This window comes from Pseudomonas sp. TE21435, from assembly GCF_056279265.1.
The window spans coordinates 3,384,436-3,400,127 of the sequence record NZ_JBWBQZ010000001.1 but is presented as its reverse complement, the minus strand read 5'-3'; the positions used below and the strand labels follow the sequence as shown (position 1 = coordinate 3,400,127).

Here is a 15,692-nt window from a genome sequence, read left to right as displayed (position 1 = left end):
CGTACGATGAGCAAAGAAGTACTGCTGGTTGTTGAATCGGTATCCAACGAGAAAGGTGTACCGCCAGGCGTCATTTTCGAAGCGCTGGAAGTGGCCCTGGCCACTGCAACCAAAAAACGTTTTGAGGACGAAGTCGACCTGCGTGTGGAAATCAACCGCCACACCGGTAGCTACGAGACCTTCCGCCGCTGGACCGTGGTCGATGAAAACGACCTGGACGATCCGGCGATCGAGACCTGGCTGGAAAAGATCCAGGACACGCACCCGGATGCCAAGATCGGTGACGTGATCGAAGAGAAGATCGAGTCGATCGAGTTCGGTCGCATCGCCGCGCAGACCGCCAAACAGGTCATCGTGCAGAAGGTCCGCGAGGCCGAACGCGCCCAGGTGGTCGATGCCTACCGCGAGCGCGTGGGCGAGATCATCTCCGGTACTGTCAAGAAGGTCACCCGCGACAACGTCATCGTCGACCTGGGCAACAACGCCGAGGCGCTGCTGGCGCGCGAAGACATCATTCCCCGTGAGACCTTCCGTGTCGGCGTGCGCCTGCGTGCGCTGCTCAAGGAAATCCGCACCGAGAACCGCGGCCCGCAGCTGATCCTGTCGCGCACCGCGCCGCAGATGCTGATCGAGCTGTTCCGCATCGAAGTGCCGGAAATCGCCGAAGGCCTCATCGAAGTCATGGCCGCCTCCCGTGATCCGGGTTCGCGTGCCAAGATCGCCGTCCGCTCCAAGGACAAGCGCATCGACCCGCAGGGTGCCTGTATCGGCATGCGTGGTTCGCGCGTCCAGGCCGTATCCGGCGAGCTGGGTGGTGAGCGTGTGGATATCGTCCTCTGGGACGAGAACCCGGCGCAGTTCGTCATCAACGCCATGTCGCCGGCAGAGGTTGCCGCGATCATCGTTGACGAGGACGCCCATGCGATGGATATCGCCGTTGCCGAGGACAACCTGGCCCAGGCGATTGGCCGTGGTGGCCAGAACGTCCGCCTGGCCAGCCAGCTGACCGCATGGACCCTGAACGTGATGACCGAGAAGGACATCCAGGCCAAGCAGCAAGCTGAAACCGGCGACATCCTGCGTAATTTTGTCGAGGAACTGGAAGTCGACGAGGAGCTGGCACAAGTGCTGGTCGACGAAGGCTTTACCAGCCTCGAAGAAATTGCCTACGTACCGTTGGAAGAAATGCTCAACATCGATGGCTTTGACGAGGAAATCGTCAATGAGCTCCGCGCTCGAGCCAAGGACCGTTTGTTGACCAAGGCCATCGCTACCGAAGAAAAACTGGCAGACGCCCATCCGGCCGAAGACCTGCTCTCCCTTGAGGGCATGGACAAGGACCTGGCGGCGGAACTGGCGGTGCGCGGCGTGGTTAACCGCGAAGACCTGGCCGAGCAGTCGATCGACGACCTGCTCGACATCGACGGCATCGACGAAGAGCGTGCCGGCAAGTTGATCATGGCCGCCCGAGCCCACTGGTTCGAGTAATTAGGCGCGGCCTGAGGAGAGAAGTGCATGACGCAAGTCACGGTGAAAGAACTGGCCCAAGAGGTCGAGGCACCGGTAGAGCGCCTGCTGCAGCAGATGCGTGAGGCAGGTCTGCCGCACACCGACGCCGGTCAGGTAGTGACCGACAATGAGAAGCAGACCCTGCTGACTCATTTGAAGAGCAGCCACAAGAGCAAGGCGGAAGAGCCGCGCAAGATTACCTTGCAGCGCAAGACCACCAGCACTCTGCGTGTCGCCGGTAGCAAAAGCATCAGCGTAGAAGTACGCAAGAAGAAGGTATTCGTGCAGCGCAGCCCGGAAGAGATCCAGGCTGAGCAGAAACGCGAACAGGAAGAGCGCCGTGCGGCTGAAAACGCAGCCCGCGACAAAATTGAAGCCGAAGTTCGCCAGCGTAACGAGGAGCAGGCACGCCGTCAGGCCGCTGAAACTCCGGCCGTTGCGCCAGTGGCCAAGGCTGAACCTGCTGCTGCCCCGGTAGTGGCCAACGCACCGGTGTCCGAAGACGCCGCTGCGCGTGCTGCCGAGCGCAAGAAGGACGAGACCCGTCGTAACGAAAGCCGCACCCGTGATGACGATCGTCGCGGTGGTGGCCAAGCTACCGCCGGCCGTGGCGAAGCGCCGCGCATGTCGGTCAAGGTCAAGGTCAAGGAGAAGGAAAAGGCTCCGACTCCGCGCGCCGCGCCGCGTACCACTGATGAAGAAAGCGATGGTTTCCGTCGTCGCGGTGGCAAGGGTAAAGGCAAGAAGCGCAATGCGCATGGCTTCCAGAGCCCGACTGGCCCGGTTATCCGTGACGTGGCGATCGGCGAGACCATCACTGTCTCCGATCTGGCCAACCAGATGTCCGTCAAGGGCGCTGAAGTGGTCAAGTTCATGTTCAAGATGGGGACTCCGGTCACCATCAACCAGGTGCTCGACCAGGAAACCGCTCAGCTGGTAGCAGAAGAGCTGGGCCACAAGGTAACCCTGATCAGCGACACTGCCCTGGAAGACTCCCTGGCCGAATCGCTGAAGTTCGAAGGCGAGACCACCTCGCGTGCGCCGGTCGTGACCGTCATGGGCCACGTCGACCACGGCAAGACCTCGCTGCTCGACTACATCCGTCGTGCCAAGGTTGCTGCTGGCGAGGCCGGTGGTATCACCCAGCACATCGGTGCCTACCACGTCGAAACCGACCGTGGCATGGTCACCTTCCTCGACACCCCTGGCCACGCTGCGTTCACGCAAATGCGCGCCCGTGGTGCCAAGGCGACCGACATCGTCATCCTGGTGGTGGCGGCGGACGACGGTGTGATGCCACAGACCCGCGAAGCCGTACAGCATGCCAAGGCAGCTGGCGTACCGCTGGTCGTTGCAGTGAACAAGATCGACAAGCCAGGCGCAGACCTCGACCGCATCCGTAACGAGCTGTCCGTCGAAGGCGTGACCTCCGAGGAGTGGGGTGGTGATACCCCGTTCGTCAAGGTTTCGGCGAAGATGGGTACCGGCGTCGACGAGTTGCTCGAAGCTGTCCTGTTGCAGGCCGAGATTCTCGAACTCAAGGCTACCCCGACCGCCCCTGGTCGTGGTGTCGTGGTCGAGTCGCGTCTGGACAAGGGCCGTGGCCCGGTGGCGACCATCCTGGTTCAGGACGGCACCCTGCGTCAGGGCGACATGGTCCTGGTCGGCTCCAACTATGGCCGCGTGCGTGCCATGCTCGACGAGAACGGCAAGCCTGTGAAGGAAGCCGGCCCGTCGATCCCGGTCGAGATCCTCGGCCTGGACGGTACGCCGGATGCCGGCGAAGAGATGTCGGTGGTTGCCGACGAGAAGAAAGCGCGTGAAGTTGCGCTGTTCCGTCAAGGCAAGTTCCGTGAGGTCAAGCTGGCCCGTGCTCACGCCGGCAAGCTGGAAAACATCTTCGAGACCATGGGTCAGGAAGAGAAGAAAACCCTCAACATCGTCCTCAAGACCGACGTGCGCGGTTCCCTCGAGGCGCTGCAAGGTTCGCTCGGCGGCCTGGGCAACGACGAAGTTCAGGTTCGCGTCATCGGTGGCGGCGTCGGTGGTATCACCGAAAGCGACGCCAACCTGGCGCTGGCGTCCAACGCTGTACTGTTCGGCTTCAACGTGCGTGCCGATGCCGGCGCGCGCAAGATCGTCGAGCAGGAAGGTCTGGATATGCGTTACTACAACGTGATCTACGACATCATCGAAGACGTCAAGAAAGCCCTGACCGGCATGCTCGGCAGCGATGTTCGCGAGAACATCCTGGGTGTCGCCGAAGTCCGTGACGTGTTCCGTTCGCCGAAGTTCGGCGCCATCGCTGGCTGTATGGTCATCGAGGGTACCGTGTACCGCAACCGTCCGATCCGCGTTCTGCGCGACGACGTGGTGATCTTCGAAGGCGAGCTGGAGTCGCTGCGTCGCTTCAAGGACGATGCGTCCGAAGTACGCAACGGCATGGAGTGCGGTATTGGCGTCAAGAGCTACAACGACGTCAAGGTCGGCGACAAGATCGAAGTGTTCGAGAAAGTCCAGGTGGCTCGTACCCTGTAAGGGCCGAGCGTGGTGCAGGCCCCGCCCCAGGGCGGTTGCCTGAACCTCTGAAGGTAGCGCCCGGTCAGGCTTCGAGCTTGACCGGGCGTTTGCCGCTTTAAGATACAGGTAGCAAGAATGGCAAAAGAATACAGCCGTACCCAACGTATCGGTGATCAGATGCAGCGTGAGCTTGCAGAACTGATCCGCCGTGAAGTCAAAGACCCGCGTGTCGGCCTGGTGACCATCACCGCCGTCGACGTCAGCCGTGACCTCGGCCATGCCAAGGTGTTCATCACCGTCATGGGCGAAGAAACCCCGGACGCCGTCAAGCAGTCGCTCAAGGCCTTGAACAGCGCCGCCAGCTTCCTGCGTCTGCACCTGGGGCGCTCGATGCAACTGCGCAGCGTGCCGCAGCTGCATTTCCACTTCGATGAAAGCGTGAGCCGCGGTGTGCATCTGTCGGCGCTGATCGAACGTGCGGTGGCCGAAGACCGCCAGCACCAGGATGCCGACGCGCCGGACACCAAGGAGTAAGCGGTGGCCCAGGTCAAACGTATCCGCCGCAACGTCAGCGGCATCATCCTGCTCGACAAGCCGCTGGGGTTCACCTCCAACGCTGCCCTGCAGAAGGTCCGCTGGCTGCTCAACGCCGAGAAGGCCGGCCACACCGGCAGCCTCGACCCGCTGGCCACCGGCGTGCTGCCGCTGTGCTTTGGCGAGGCCACCAAGTTCTCGCAGTACCTGCTCGATTCCGACAAGGGCTACGAGACAGTGATGCAGATGGGCCAGACCACCACCACCGGGGACGCCGAAGGCGAAGTGCTGAAGACCCGCGACGTGACCGTTGGTCGCGCCGACATCGAAGCGGTCATCCCGCGTTTTCGCGGTGAAATCCAGCAGGTGCCGCCGATGTACTCGGCCCTCAAACGCGACGGCCAGCCGCTGTACAAACTGGCGCGCGCAGGAGAGGTAGTGGAGCGCGAGGCGCGTTCTGTTACTATTGGCCGGCTGGACCTGCTGGAGTGCGAAGGCACCCGGGCACGCCTGTCGGTTGGCTGCAGCAAGGGAACCTATATTCGCACCCTGGTGGAGGATATGGGCGAGGCGTTGGGCTGTGGTGCCTACGTCGCCGAGCTACGCCGCACCCAGGCCGGCCCCTTCGAGCTGGCCCAGACTGTCACGCTCGAAGAGCTGGAACAGGCTCACGCCGAAGGTGGCAACGAAGCGCTCGATCGCTTCCTGATGCCCTCGGACAGCGGCTTGCAGGACTGGCCATTGGTGGTATTGTCCGAGCACAGCGCGTTCTATTGGCTACATGGCCAGGCAGTACGTGCGCCGGACGCGCCGCAATTCGGCATGGTCCGTGTACAGGATCACAATGCCCGCTTCATCGGTATCGGTGAGGTGAGCGAAGACGGGCGCATTGCGCCGCGTCGACTGATTCGGTCGGAATGACCGATACCACAGGGCGAGGTCAACGCTTTGCCCTGCGGATTCGAGGATGGCTGTCAGTAGGCACGGTCATTACTCTTTTTATTAATACAGGGATCCAGTCCCTGGCCTATTGGACCCCGCTTGCGGGATCCGTTTATCAGGAGAAGCCAAATGGCCCTCAGCGTCGAAGAAAAAGCTCAGATCGTTGCAGACTATCAGCAAGCCGCCGGCGACACCGGTAGCCCGGAAGTCCAGGTTGCCCTGCTGACCTTCAACATCAACAAGCTGCAAGGCCACTTCAAGGCCAACGAAAAAGACCACCACTCCCGTCGTGGTCTGATCCGTATGGTCAACCAGCGTCGTAAGCTGCTGGATTACCTGAAGGGTAAAGACACCACTCGTTACAGCGCCCTGATCGGTCGCCTGGGCCTGCGTCGCTAATAGCGGCCTGGCCAGTGGTGTTGCATGGTGTGTCGCATTCTTCGGCAACGCTGCCTGCCAGCGTCGCCGTCGGACACGCCGCGCGATCTGCGAGGTTGGCAGCCTGGTGTGCCGAGCGGTTTATCCGCCCGGCGCCAGGCTCCCAGCCTCGTGTTGTATCTGGACGGTCAATGGGGCCGATTCCCCGTTCTGCCCAAGAATTCGCAAGAACCAGTTCCCCCAAGAGCCACTGAAAAAGGTAGGAAACCGTGAACCCGGTAATCAAGCAATTCCAGTTCGGTCAATCGACCGTTACCCTCGAAACGGGCCGCATTGCCCGTCAGGCCACCGGCGCCGTGCTGGTCACCGTCGACAACGATGTCACCGTGCTGGTGACCGTGGTCGGTGCCAAGCATGCCGATCCGAGCAAGGGCTTCTTCCCGCTGTCCGTGCACTACCAGGAAAAGACCTACGCCGCTGGCAAGATCCCAGGTGGTTTCTTCAAGCGTGAAGGCCGCCCATCCGAAAAAGAAACCCTGACTTCGCGCCTGATCGACCGCCCGATCCGCCCGCTGTTCCCTGAAGGTTTCATGAACGAAGTGCAGGTTGTCTGCACCGTGGTTTCCACCAGCAAGAAGACCGATCCGGACATCGCTGCGATGATCGGTACCTCGGCTGCCCTGGCCATCTCGGGCATTCCGTTCGAAGGCCCGATCGGCGCCGCCCGCGTTGCCTTCCACGAAAGCACCGGCTACCTGCTGAACCCGACCTACGAGCAGCAGGCCGCCTCGAGCCTGGACATGGTCGTTGCCGGTACCGAGTCGGCCGTACTGATGGTTGAATCGGAAGCCAAAGAGCTGACCGAAGACCAGATGCTGGGCGCCGTACTGTTCGCCCACGACGAATTCCAGGCTGTGATCAAGGCTGTCAAAGAGCTGGCCGCCGAAGCCGCCAAGCCGACCTGGGACTGGAAACCTGCCGTTGCCAACACCGAGCTGTTCAACGCCATCCGCGCCGAGTTCGGCGAAGCGGTGTCGCAGGGCTACACCATCACCGTCAAGGCCGACCGCTACGCGCGCCTGGGCGAGCTGCGCGATCAGGCGATCGCCAAGTTCTCCGGTGAAGAAGGCCAGCCGTCGGCTGGCGAAGTGAAAGACATCTTCGGCGAGATCGAATACCGCACCGTTCGCGAAAACATCGTCAACGGCAAGCCACGTATCGACGGTCGCGACACCAAGACCGTGCGCCCGCTGAACATCGAAGTCGGCGTTCTGCCGAAGACCCACGGTTCGGCCCTGTTCACCCGTGGCGAAACCCAGGCCCTGGTCGTCGCGACCCTGGGTACCGCCCGTGACGCCCAGCTGCTGGACACCCTCGAAGGCGAGAAGAAAGACCCCTTCATGCTGCACTACAACTTCCCGCCGTTCTCGGTAGGTGAATGTGGTCGCATGGGCGGTGCTGGCCGTCGTGAAATCGGCCACGGCCGCCTGGCCCGTCGTTCGGTGCAGGCCATGCTGCCGGCCGCCGACGTGTTCCCGTACACCATCCGCGTGGTATCGGAAATCACCGAGTCGAACGGCTCCAGCTCCATGGCTTCGGTCTGCGGTGCCTCCCTGGCGCTGATGGACGCGGGCGTACCGATGAAGGCGCCGGTTGCCGGTATCGCCATGGGCCTGGTCAAGGAAGGCGAGAAGTTCGCCGTACTGACCGACATCCTGGGTGACGAAGACCACCTCGGCGACATGGACTTCAAGGTAGCCGGTACCGCCAAAGGCGTCACCGCGCTGCAGATGGACATCAAGATCAACGGCATCACCGAAGAGATCATGGAAATCGCCCTGGGCCAGGCCCTGGAAGCGCGCCTGAACATCCTCGGCCAGATGAACCAGATCATCGGCGAGTCGCGTACCGAGCTGTCGGCCAACGCGCCGACCATGATCGCGATGAAGATCGACACCGACAAGATCCGTGACGTCATCGGCAAAGGCGGCGCCACCATTCGCGCCATCTGCGAAGAGACCAAGGCTTCGATCGACATCGAAGACGACGGCTCGATCAAGATCTTCGGTGAAACCAAGGAAGCCGCGGACGCTGCCAAGCAGCGCATCCTGGGCATCACCGCCGAAGCCGAGATCGGCAAGATCTACGTCGGCAAGGTCGAGCGCATCGTCGACTTCGGTGCCTTCGTCAACATCCTGCCGGGCAAGGACGGCCTGGTGCACATCTCCATGCTGAGCGATGCTCGCGTCGAGAAGGTCACCGACGTGCTGAAAGAAGGCCAGGAAGTCGAAGTACTGGTACTGGACGTGGACAACCGCGGCCGTATCAAGCTGTCGATCAAGGACGTTGCCGCTGCCAAGGCATCGGGCGTCTAAGCCTTTCGAGGCTGAAAGGAGGACCCTTCGGGGTCCTTTTTTTATGCCTGCCGCAAAATAGTTGAGAGCATGCATCTTGCACGTGGCTTTTTTCCCGGGATTGCAAAATGCACGGTACTAACTTCTGATTGATTTGTTTAACCAATTGATTTTAAAGGTTTTATAGGGCGTGCAAAAACTGGCACAGCCCCTGCAACTACCTTACTACCTGACGCCAGGAACCAAGGCGCAGACCTTTCGAAAAAACAGGAGTGACTCACATGAAGAAGTTCGCCATTGCTGCCGCTACTGCTACCGCTCTGACCCTGACCATGGCTAACGCAGCTTTTGCTGCCCAGTCCACCCAGGCCCCGATGACGCTTGCGGCCGGTGAGGTGACCAAAGCCAAGGAAGCCACTTCCGACACCTGGATCACCACCAAGGTGAAGGCTGACCTGATGACCGAGAAAGGCGTGCCGGGCAGTGACATCAAGGTTGAAACCAACAAAGGCGTAGTGTCCCTGTCCTCGGACGTGGCCATTACCGATGCGCAGAAGGAAATGGCGGTTGCCATCGCCAAGAAGATCAAGGGCGTACAGGCCGTCTCGGCTGATGGCCTGAAAGCCGAATAAGGATTGTCCCGTCGGCCAAAAGGATTTGGCCACCCCTTCAAGCAAAAGCCCCGGCATTCGCCGGGGCTTTTCTATTGGCATTCAGGAAAGCGGCTTCAGTTCACCGGGTTCCGGGCGATCACATCGCTCTCGAAACACACTTGCTCTTCGATCAGCGGCTCCACCAAGGGGCGGCTGTCGCGAAAATGCGCGGTCCGGGTATGCGCCTCGTACGCTTCATCGTCCTGGTAGATCTCGTACAGGTAGATGACATCGGCATTCTCCCGATCCTGCGAGACATCGAATACCAGGCAACCCGGCTCGGTGGCGACCGACGCTGCGGCGTTGGCATTGATGGCTGCCAGGAAGGCATCGGCGGTACCGGGTTTCACCCGCGTCTTGATAAATAGGCAGTACACATGACGTTCCTTTTGTTTTAAATTCTATTATGAATTGTATACAAAAAAGGAGCCGCGCTCATGTCCGATCTACCTGCCCGCCCAGGCCGTCTCAATGGCTTGCGGCACATCGCCCTGCTGGTCCCCAACCTGGAGGAGTGCGAGCGCTTCTACGTGGATGTGCTGGGCATGGAAGTGCTCAACCGTGCCAACGAAGACCTGGTCTACCTCACCTGCGGCAACGACAACCTGTCGCTCGGGCGCGGCGCAGGTGCGGCCAACGGGCTGCAGACCCTGGATCACTATGGGTTCATCGTCGACAGCGTGGAAGAGTTGGAGGCCTGGTATCAGTACTTCAAGGCCCATGGCGTGACGCTGCTGGATCGCCCGTTCAATCACGGCGATGGTGCGCGCAGCTTCCATTTGCTGGACCCGGCGGGGAACAAGGTGCAGCCGCTGTATCACCCGGCGGTATCGGGGCAGCGGCTGGCCTGACCGTATCTATCGCCTGCGCTGGCCTCATCGCCGGCAAGCCGGCTCCCACAGAGGTCCGGTGCTGCATCTGTGGGAGCCGGCTTGCCGGCGATGAGGGCGACTCGGTCGAGGGTTACTCGGCATCCAGGTGCATCGGTGTCACCACGCGGCCATCGCTCTCGGCCTGGCCGAGGTTGGTGTCGATGAAGTACACCCGGTCATCTTCCAGCTGGCCCTTGTCCACCAGGTAGTCCTTGATGCTGCTGGCCCGCTCCTGGCCCAGGTTGCGCAGCAACACGGCGCTTTCCGCCCAGGACTTGATCACCGCCTCGCGCAGCTTGGCGCTGCGCTCGTCACGGCCCAGGTCCTGCCATTCAGCCGGGGGCTGCTGTTTCAGGCGGGTACGGTAGATGCCCTCGAGCATCGCCGGCTTGTCGCTATCGTCCACCACCAGCAACGAAGCATTGGCCGGCACCTTGTCGCCCCGACGCTGGAGGATTTTGTACCAGGTGGCCTGGTATTCACGCTCCAGGCGCTGCTGGGCGATCAACGGGCCGTCACTGCTCTGGGCCGCCGTGCCTTCGATTTCCAGGCGCAGCTCGGGGCGTTCCTTGAGGGCCGAGGCGAGCTTGTCCAGGGATGTTTGCACGTCGGGGGTGAGGTCGCTGGAGCCCGGCGCGAACGAGACATTGCCCAGATCTTCCGCGCCGCCACCGGCGACCAGCCCGCCAAGCAGCTTGAACGGCGCCTGCGCCGCGCGCAGCACCAGGTTGCGCAGGGTCTGCCAGACGATCGGCATCACGCTGAACTGTGGGTTGTTGAGGTCGCCCGACACCGGTAGCTCGATGGAAATCCTGCCTTCGGTATCCTTGAGCAAGGCCACCGCCAGGCGGATCGGCAGGTCCACGGCATCCGGGCTGTCGACCTTCTCGCCCAGCTGCAGTTGCTCGATCACCACCTTGTTCTCGGCCTTGAGCTGGCCGTTGGTGATCAGGTAATGCAGATCGAGGTTCAACCTGCCTTTGCGGATGCGCATACCGGCGAACTTGCCGGAGTAGGGCGTCAGGGTTGTCAGCTCGACACGCTTGAAGCTGGTGGCGATGTCGAGGCTGGCCAGTGGGTTGAACGGGTTGAGCGCGCCCTTGATGGTCACAGGCGCGTAACGGTCCACCTTGCCCTTGATGTCGACCTTGGCCGGGAGCGGCTTGCGGTTGTCGATGGTGCCGATCTGGCCGTTGAGCTGCTGTACCGCGGTGGCGAAGTTAGGTGTCAGGGTCAGGTCGGCGAAGTTGGCCGAGCCGTCATTGATGATGATCTGGCCGATGCGGATGCCCAGTTCCTTGCCGCTACCGGCAGCGGCGGGCTTGCTCGGGGCCGTGGCAGGCTTGTCGGCGGGTTGCGGGATCAGCAGGTCGTCGACGTTGGTGGTGCGGTCTTCGTTGATGATAAAGCGTGCGTAGGGTTGCAGCAGTGTCACCTTGTCGATGGACAGGGCGTCGCCGTGCACATACGACAGGCCATCGACGTTGACCTGCTGCCATTTGACGAAGTCGCGGTTCTTGATGGTGTCCAGTGTATGCAACTGGTTGGCCTGGGCCTTGCCGGTAATGCTGAAGGCCAGTGGCTCGGTACTCTTCAGATCGACCTTGAGGTCGCTGGAAAGCATGCCGCTGCGCAGCTCCAGGCGGATGAACGGGCTGATGTAGGCCTGCGCCACCCGCAGGTCGATATCGCGGGTGGCGACGTCGAGCTTGGCCGAGACCGGTGCCAGGTTGACCTGGCCTGCGGCCTGCAGCTTGCCCTGCTTGCCCACGCCAGTGTCGAGCTTGAGGGTGAAGGGCGACTGGTTGAGGCTGTCGAAATTCTGCAGGTCGAGGTTGAGCGGGCCGACATCCAGGGCCACGGGCTCTTTCTGGCTACGGTCTGCCAGGTGGACCATGTAGTTGCGCGCCTGCACGTCCTTGAGCAGGACCTGCCAGGGCTTGCTCGGCTCTTTGGCAGCCTGTTCTTCCGGGGTTGGCTCGGCGGCGGCGGGCTCGGCCTTTTCCTTTGGCGTGGCCTTGGCCGGCTGGTTGGCGAACAGCTTCTGCCAGTCGAGCTGGCCGTCCTTCTCCAGGGCTGCCCAGGTTTCCAGCTTGTCGCTGCGGATCTTGCCGATGGTTACCAGTTGCTTGGCCAGGTCGATGGAGGTTTCACTCACCTCCAGGCTGGCCAGGCGCGCCAGTGGGCGACCATCCGGGGCCTTGATGGCGAAGGGCGCGACCCGCACCGAAGTGTTGTCCAGCAGCAGTTCGGTTTCCTTGGAAAGGTTGAGCTTGTAGTGGGTGTCGAGACTGACCATGCCGTCTTCCAGCACCAGCGGCACGGCGTCGCGCACGTAAGGCCAGAAGAGCTTCATCTTGCCGTCGGTGACTTTCAGCGTGCCCTCGGAAGCGATCGGCGTCAGGCTGAGCGTGCCGGTCCAGTCGATGCGCCCACCCGCCGGGCCGTTGGCCACCAGGGTCATGTCGGCGTTGTCGTCGGGGAGGGTGCTGAGGTTCTTCAGTTCCAGGTTCATCGAGTCGTAGAGAAACTCGATCGGCTCGCTCGGGCGCAGGTCCTGGAAGTGCAGGTAGCCCTCGCTCAGCTTGATGCTGGCGATGCGCAGCGGGAACGGGTCGCTTGGCGGTTCCTCGGCCTTGGGCTCGCTGGGCGGGAGCTTGAACAGCTGGGCCAGGTTGAGGCTGCCGTCCTTGGCGAACAGCAGCTCGGTGCGCGGCTTGTCCAGCTCCACCGCGTCCAGGCGCACGGCCTTGGTCCATAAGCTGTCGAGGGACAGGTTGGCGTAGAGACGTTCGAAGCCGACCTGCTCCTTGCCGGGCTCGCCGATCTGCAGGCCCCACAGGGTCAGCTCGAGGCTGAACGGATTGAGCTCGATGCGCTGCAGGTGTGCCGGCACCGTGGCGTACTGCGCCAATTGCTGGTTGGCGATGCGCAGGGCGATGCCGGGGAGAATGAAAAAGCCGAGCAGGCTGTACAGGGCCACGAGGGCCACGAGTGCGCCGAGGGCGCGGGTCAATCCTTTGGGCATGTGTCGCTTCGTCTGTATCAGGCTGGAGTGCTTGGAGTATGGCACGTTAAATCGGTTCCGATGAACGGACCAAAATACCTCATTCGACGCCCATGCGCCGCCTGGCGCGCTGGGCCGAGCCATTGCGCATGGCCCAGCGCAGCACTGGCGCGGTGTTGCTCAGGCCCAGGCGGATCATGTGCCGCTCTACCGCGCCCTGGTGCAGGCCGAGCATTGCGCTGGCCCAGTCCGGCAACAGGTCGATGCCGGCCTTGAGCATCAGCTTGCCTACTGGTTCGGCCAGACGGCTGGGGGCCGGGGCCTTGAGCAGGATATCGACCACCTCGAGGCTGCGCGCATCGCACCGCAACTGCGGGCGCATGCGCTGCAGGTAGGCATCCACCTCGGCACAGGAGCGGGGCACGTCGCGCGCGCCCAGGCGCTCGGCGATCAGGGCTATCTCGTTGTAGTAGGCGTCCTGCGCGCTACGCGCCAGGCCAGGATTGCGGTAGCGCAGGTGGGCGGCGAGGAAGCTGCTGACTTCAGCCACATGCACCCAGGTCAGCAGGTCGGGGTCGCTGGCGGCGTAGGGGCGGCCATCGGCGGCGGTGCCGACCACCTTGAGGTGGATGGTGCGGACCTTGTCGATCAGCCACTCGGCATCACGGGTCGAACCGAAGGTGGTGCCGGAGATGAACTGGCTGGTGCGCCGCAGGCGGCCGAGCAGGTCCTGGCGAAAGTTCGAATGGTCCCAGACCCCGGCCAGGGCCAGCGGATGCAGCAGTTGCAGCATCAGCGCGCTGATGCCGCCCACCAGCATGCTGGGAAAGTCGCCATGCACCTGCCAGCTGATGCTCTGTGGGCCAAACAGGCCGGGATCGCCCTTGGGCGATTCCAGGTCGAGCTGGCCTAGGGCCAGCCCGGTGAGGCTCATGACTTGGGTTTCGATGCGGCGACGCAAGGCTTCCATGGTGACCTGTGCTGGCCGCCATGGCGGCCTTCTATGAGGTTGGGCGATTGTCGTCCAGTCGGGCACTGCCCGGGCTGGTGGGCGCGTGCGTTTCGAACGCGCCGCCCTGTACATGATAAACCGTGGGCTCCTCGGAAAAATATGGTGTCAGCCGGGCCATGAAGACCTGATGGTCTTCACTGGCCTCGAAACCCGGCGCGTGGTCCTCGAGTGTTTGCCATTGCACGATCAGGTTGAATTGATGGGGGCTCTCGACCCCTTGCGCGAGCATATGGCTGACGTGACCCTTGGCTCGGCTGAGCAAAGGGGCGACCTCGGCGAACGCGTGCCGGAAGTCGTCGACGTGGGTTGGGCGTACGGGAAGCAGGGCGATTTCGTAGATCATGGCGGTCCTTGAAGTCGAGAAGGGTGGCAGGCGCCTCAAACGCTGGCGAGATCGGCCATGGGCGCGACCGCAATGGCGATCTTCCCTTGCAGGCCATTGTTGGCGCTTTGCAGCCGGGCATGGGCGAGGGGAACCTCAGCGAGGGGGTAGACGGCGCCCACGTGTGGCTTCAGTTGCCCGCGCTCGACCAGCGCGCTCAACTCGTCGAGCTTGCCGCGGTGTTGCCGGGTGAAGACGAAGTGGTAACTCGCGTTGCGGCCCCAGGCCTGGATCAGGTTCTGCGGTTGCGCGATGTCCACGATCGACACCACGCGCCCCAGTTGCGCCAGGACGTCTGGGCTGCGTGCCAGGGTATCGCCACCAATGGTGTCGAAGACCACGTCGACACCTTGGCCCCCGGTTTCCCGCAGGACGACCTCGACATAATCCTGATGCTCATAATCGATGACCACGTCCGCGCCCATTTGCCGCACGAATTCGGCGTTGGCCTCGCGCACGGTGGTGAACACCCTGGCGCCCATGGCCTTGGCCAGCTGGATCGCCACGTGGCCGACACCACCTGCGCCGCCGTGAATCAGGATGCGCTCGCCCACCCTGAGCGCCGCACGCACTACCAGGGCCTCCCAGGCCGTGCCGCCGACCAGGCTCAGGCTGGCTGCCTCCAGGTGGCTTAGCGAAGGCGGCTTCAGGCCGATGATGCCTTCGGCGGCGACGTGGTACTCGGCATAGCTGCCCGCCCCGTCGAAGATCTGCGGTGTGTACCAAGCCTCGTCGCCCGGCCTGAACGCGGTCACACCCGGCCCGACGGCTTCGACGACGCCGGACACGTCGTGCCCGGTAATGGCAGGGAGAGGCACCAGGTCGGGGTAGTCGCCACGCCGGACCTGGTAATCCAGCGGGTTGATGGAGGTGGCATGCACCCGGACCAGTACCTGTCCGGCCTGCGGCACCGGTTTGGCGACATCGCGATAGGCGAATGCGTCCGTGCCGCCAAAGGAATCCAGTATCAACGCTTTCATGGTGTTTCCTCGCTTCGTTAAAAAGGGATATCGAGAAATATCGATGTATAAAGTGGAATGAAGATGCTGTTCTATGCCTCGGCACCTGCCAGATGCCGCAGTTGTTGCCTCCTTGAGTTCGGTAAAACGGGATATCGGGAAAAGTCGATATATAGAGGTAAAAGTAAAAACCTACAACTCACTCCCGATCAGCTCGGCGAGCGCGCTGATGGCGGCTTCGTTACGCTTGTAATAGGTCCACTGGCCAATGCGCCGGACTTCGACCAGGCCTGCGCGCTGCAGGGTGGCCAGGTAGTCGGATACCGTCGACTGCGATAGCCCCACGCCTTCCTGGATGCTGCTCACACAGACGCCCACCGTATGAACGTCACCTTCGTCCTGGGGAGGAAAGTGTTTCACCGGGTCTTTCAGGCCTTTGAGGATCTCGAGACGGGTACGGTTCGAGAGTGCCTTGAATATGTCGAGCAGTTCCATGGCGCGATAATATCGGGATTTACCGATATGTCAATGCGGTAAACGATGATCGGGGCGGCGGTGGCCGCCCCCGAG

Annotated in this window: 14 protein-coding genes; 8 read left to right on the top strand and 6 right to left on the bottom strand. The window is 62.3% G+C overall.

Annotation, left to right across the window (positions count from 1 at the left end; translation table 11 throughout):
• The first annotated feature begins 6 nt into the window (after positions 1–6).
• The 7 genes from nusA to ACZ9C1_RS15295 all read left to right on the top strand — a co-directional run bounded on the left by nusA (position 7) and on the right by ACZ9C1_RS15295 (position 8,869).
• Positions 7–1,488, top strand: coding sequence for a transcription termination factor NusA (gene nusA, locus ACZ9C1_RS15325; protein ID WP_038706865.1), 1,482 nt, complete (start codon positions 7–9; stop codon positions 1,486–1,488).
• A gap of 27 nt (positions 1,489–1,515) precedes the next feature.
• Positions 1,516–4,047, top strand: coding sequence for a translation initiation factor IF-2 (infB, locus tag ACZ9C1_RS15320; protein WP_102683195.1), 2,532 nt, complete (start codon positions 1,516–1,518; stop codon positions 4,045–4,047).
• A 117-nt stretch (positions 4,048–4,164) separates the two neighbouring features.
• Positions 4,165–4,563 carry a 30S ribosome-binding factor RbfA gene (gene rbfA, locus ACZ9C1_RS15315; RefSeq protein WP_023629337.1) on the top strand — a complete coding sequence of 133 codons (399 nt, stop codon included), beginning with the start codon at positions 4,165–4,167 and terminating at the stop codon, positions 4,561–4,563.
• 3 nt (positions 4,564–4,566) lie between these two features.
• Positions 4,567–5,484 carry a tRNA pseudouridine(55) synthase TruB gene (truB, locus tag ACZ9C1_RS15310; RefSeq protein ID WP_046854068.1) on the top strand — a complete coding sequence of 306 codons (918 nt, stop codon included), beginning with the start codon at positions 4,567–4,569 and terminating at the stop codon, positions 5,482–5,484.
• Positions 5,485–5,634: 150 nt separating this feature from the next.
• Positions 5,635–5,904, top strand: coding sequence for a 30S ribosomal protein S15 (rpsO, locus tag ACZ9C1_RS15305; RefSeq protein WP_023629335.1), 270 nt, complete (start codon positions 5,635–5,637; stop codon positions 5,902–5,904).
• A gap of 248 nt (positions 5,905–6,152) precedes the next feature.
• Positions 6,153–8,258 carry a polyribonucleotide nucleotidyltransferase gene (gene pnp, locus ACZ9C1_RS15300; protein WP_023629334.1) on the top strand — a complete coding sequence of 702 codons (2,106 nt, stop codon included), beginning with the start codon at positions 6,153–6,155 and terminating at the stop codon, positions 8,256–8,258.
• A gap of 260 nt (positions 8,259–8,518) precedes the next feature.
• Positions 8,519–8,869, top strand: coding sequence for a BON domain-containing protein (locus ACZ9C1_RS15295; protein WP_102683196.1), 351 nt, complete (start codon positions 8,519–8,521; stop codon positions 8,867–8,869).
• Between the two features lie 95 nt (positions 8,870–8,964).
• Here the strand turns inward: ACZ9C1_RS15295 and ACZ9C1_RS15290 are convergent, their stop codons facing one another.
• On the bottom strand, positions 8,965–9,267 hold the full coding sequence (locus ACZ9C1_RS15290) for a heme-binding protein (RefSeq protein WP_111533405.1): 303 nt from the start codon (positions 9,265–9,267) through the stop codon (positions 8,965–8,967).
• Positions 9,268–9,327: 60 nt separating this feature from the next.
• On the opposite strand from ACZ9C1_RS15290, the gene ACZ9C1_RS15285 reads away from it, so the two are divergent.
• A complete protein-coding gene (locus tag ACZ9C1_RS15285; RefSeq protein WP_046854071.1) occupies positions 9,328–9,741 on the top strand; it encodes a VOC family protein in 414 nt (137 codons plus the stop codon).
• A gap of 112 nt (positions 9,742–9,853) precedes the next feature.
• Here the strand turns inward: ACZ9C1_RS15285 and ACZ9C1_RS15280 are convergent, their stop codons facing one another.
• The 5 genes from ACZ9C1_RS15280 to ACZ9C1_RS15260 all read right to left on the bottom strand — a co-directional run bounded on the left by ACZ9C1_RS15280 (position 9,854) and on the right by ACZ9C1_RS15260 (position 15,617).
• Entirely contained in the window at positions 9,854–12,790 is a 2,937-nt protein-coding gene (locus tag ACZ9C1_RS15280) for a DUF748 domain-containing protein (protein ID WP_476254156.1), read from the bottom strand.
• Positions 12,791–12,869: 79 nt separating this feature from the next.
• Positions 12,870–13,739, bottom strand: a complete 870-nt coding sequence (locus tag ACZ9C1_RS15275) for an oxygenase MpaB family protein (protein ID WP_277502141.1) — start codon at positions 13,737–13,739, stop codon at positions 12,870–12,872.
• Between the two features lie 31 nt (positions 13,740–13,770).
• On the bottom strand, positions 13,771–14,124 hold the full coding sequence (locus ACZ9C1_RS15270; RefSeq protein ID WP_277502140.1) for an antibiotic biosynthesis monooxygenase family protein: 354 nt from the start codon (positions 14,122–14,124) through the stop codon (positions 13,771–13,773).
• 35 nt (positions 14,125–14,159) lie between these two features.
• Positions 14,160–15,143: a zinc-dependent alcohol dehydrogenase family protein gene (locus ACZ9C1_RS15265; protein ID WP_476254155.1), complete on the bottom strand. Its 984-nt coding sequence runs from the start codon at positions 15,141–15,143 to the stop codon at positions 14,160–14,162.
• A 171-nt stretch (positions 15,144–15,314) separates the two neighbouring features.
• Positions 15,315–15,617 carry an ArsR/SmtB family transcription factor gene (locus ACZ9C1_RS15260; RefSeq protein WP_023631021.1) on the bottom strand — a complete coding sequence of 101 codons (303 nt, stop codon included), beginning with the start codon at positions 15,615–15,617 and terminating at the stop codon, positions 15,315–15,317.
• Between the last annotated feature and the right edge of the window lie 75 nt (positions 15,618–15,692).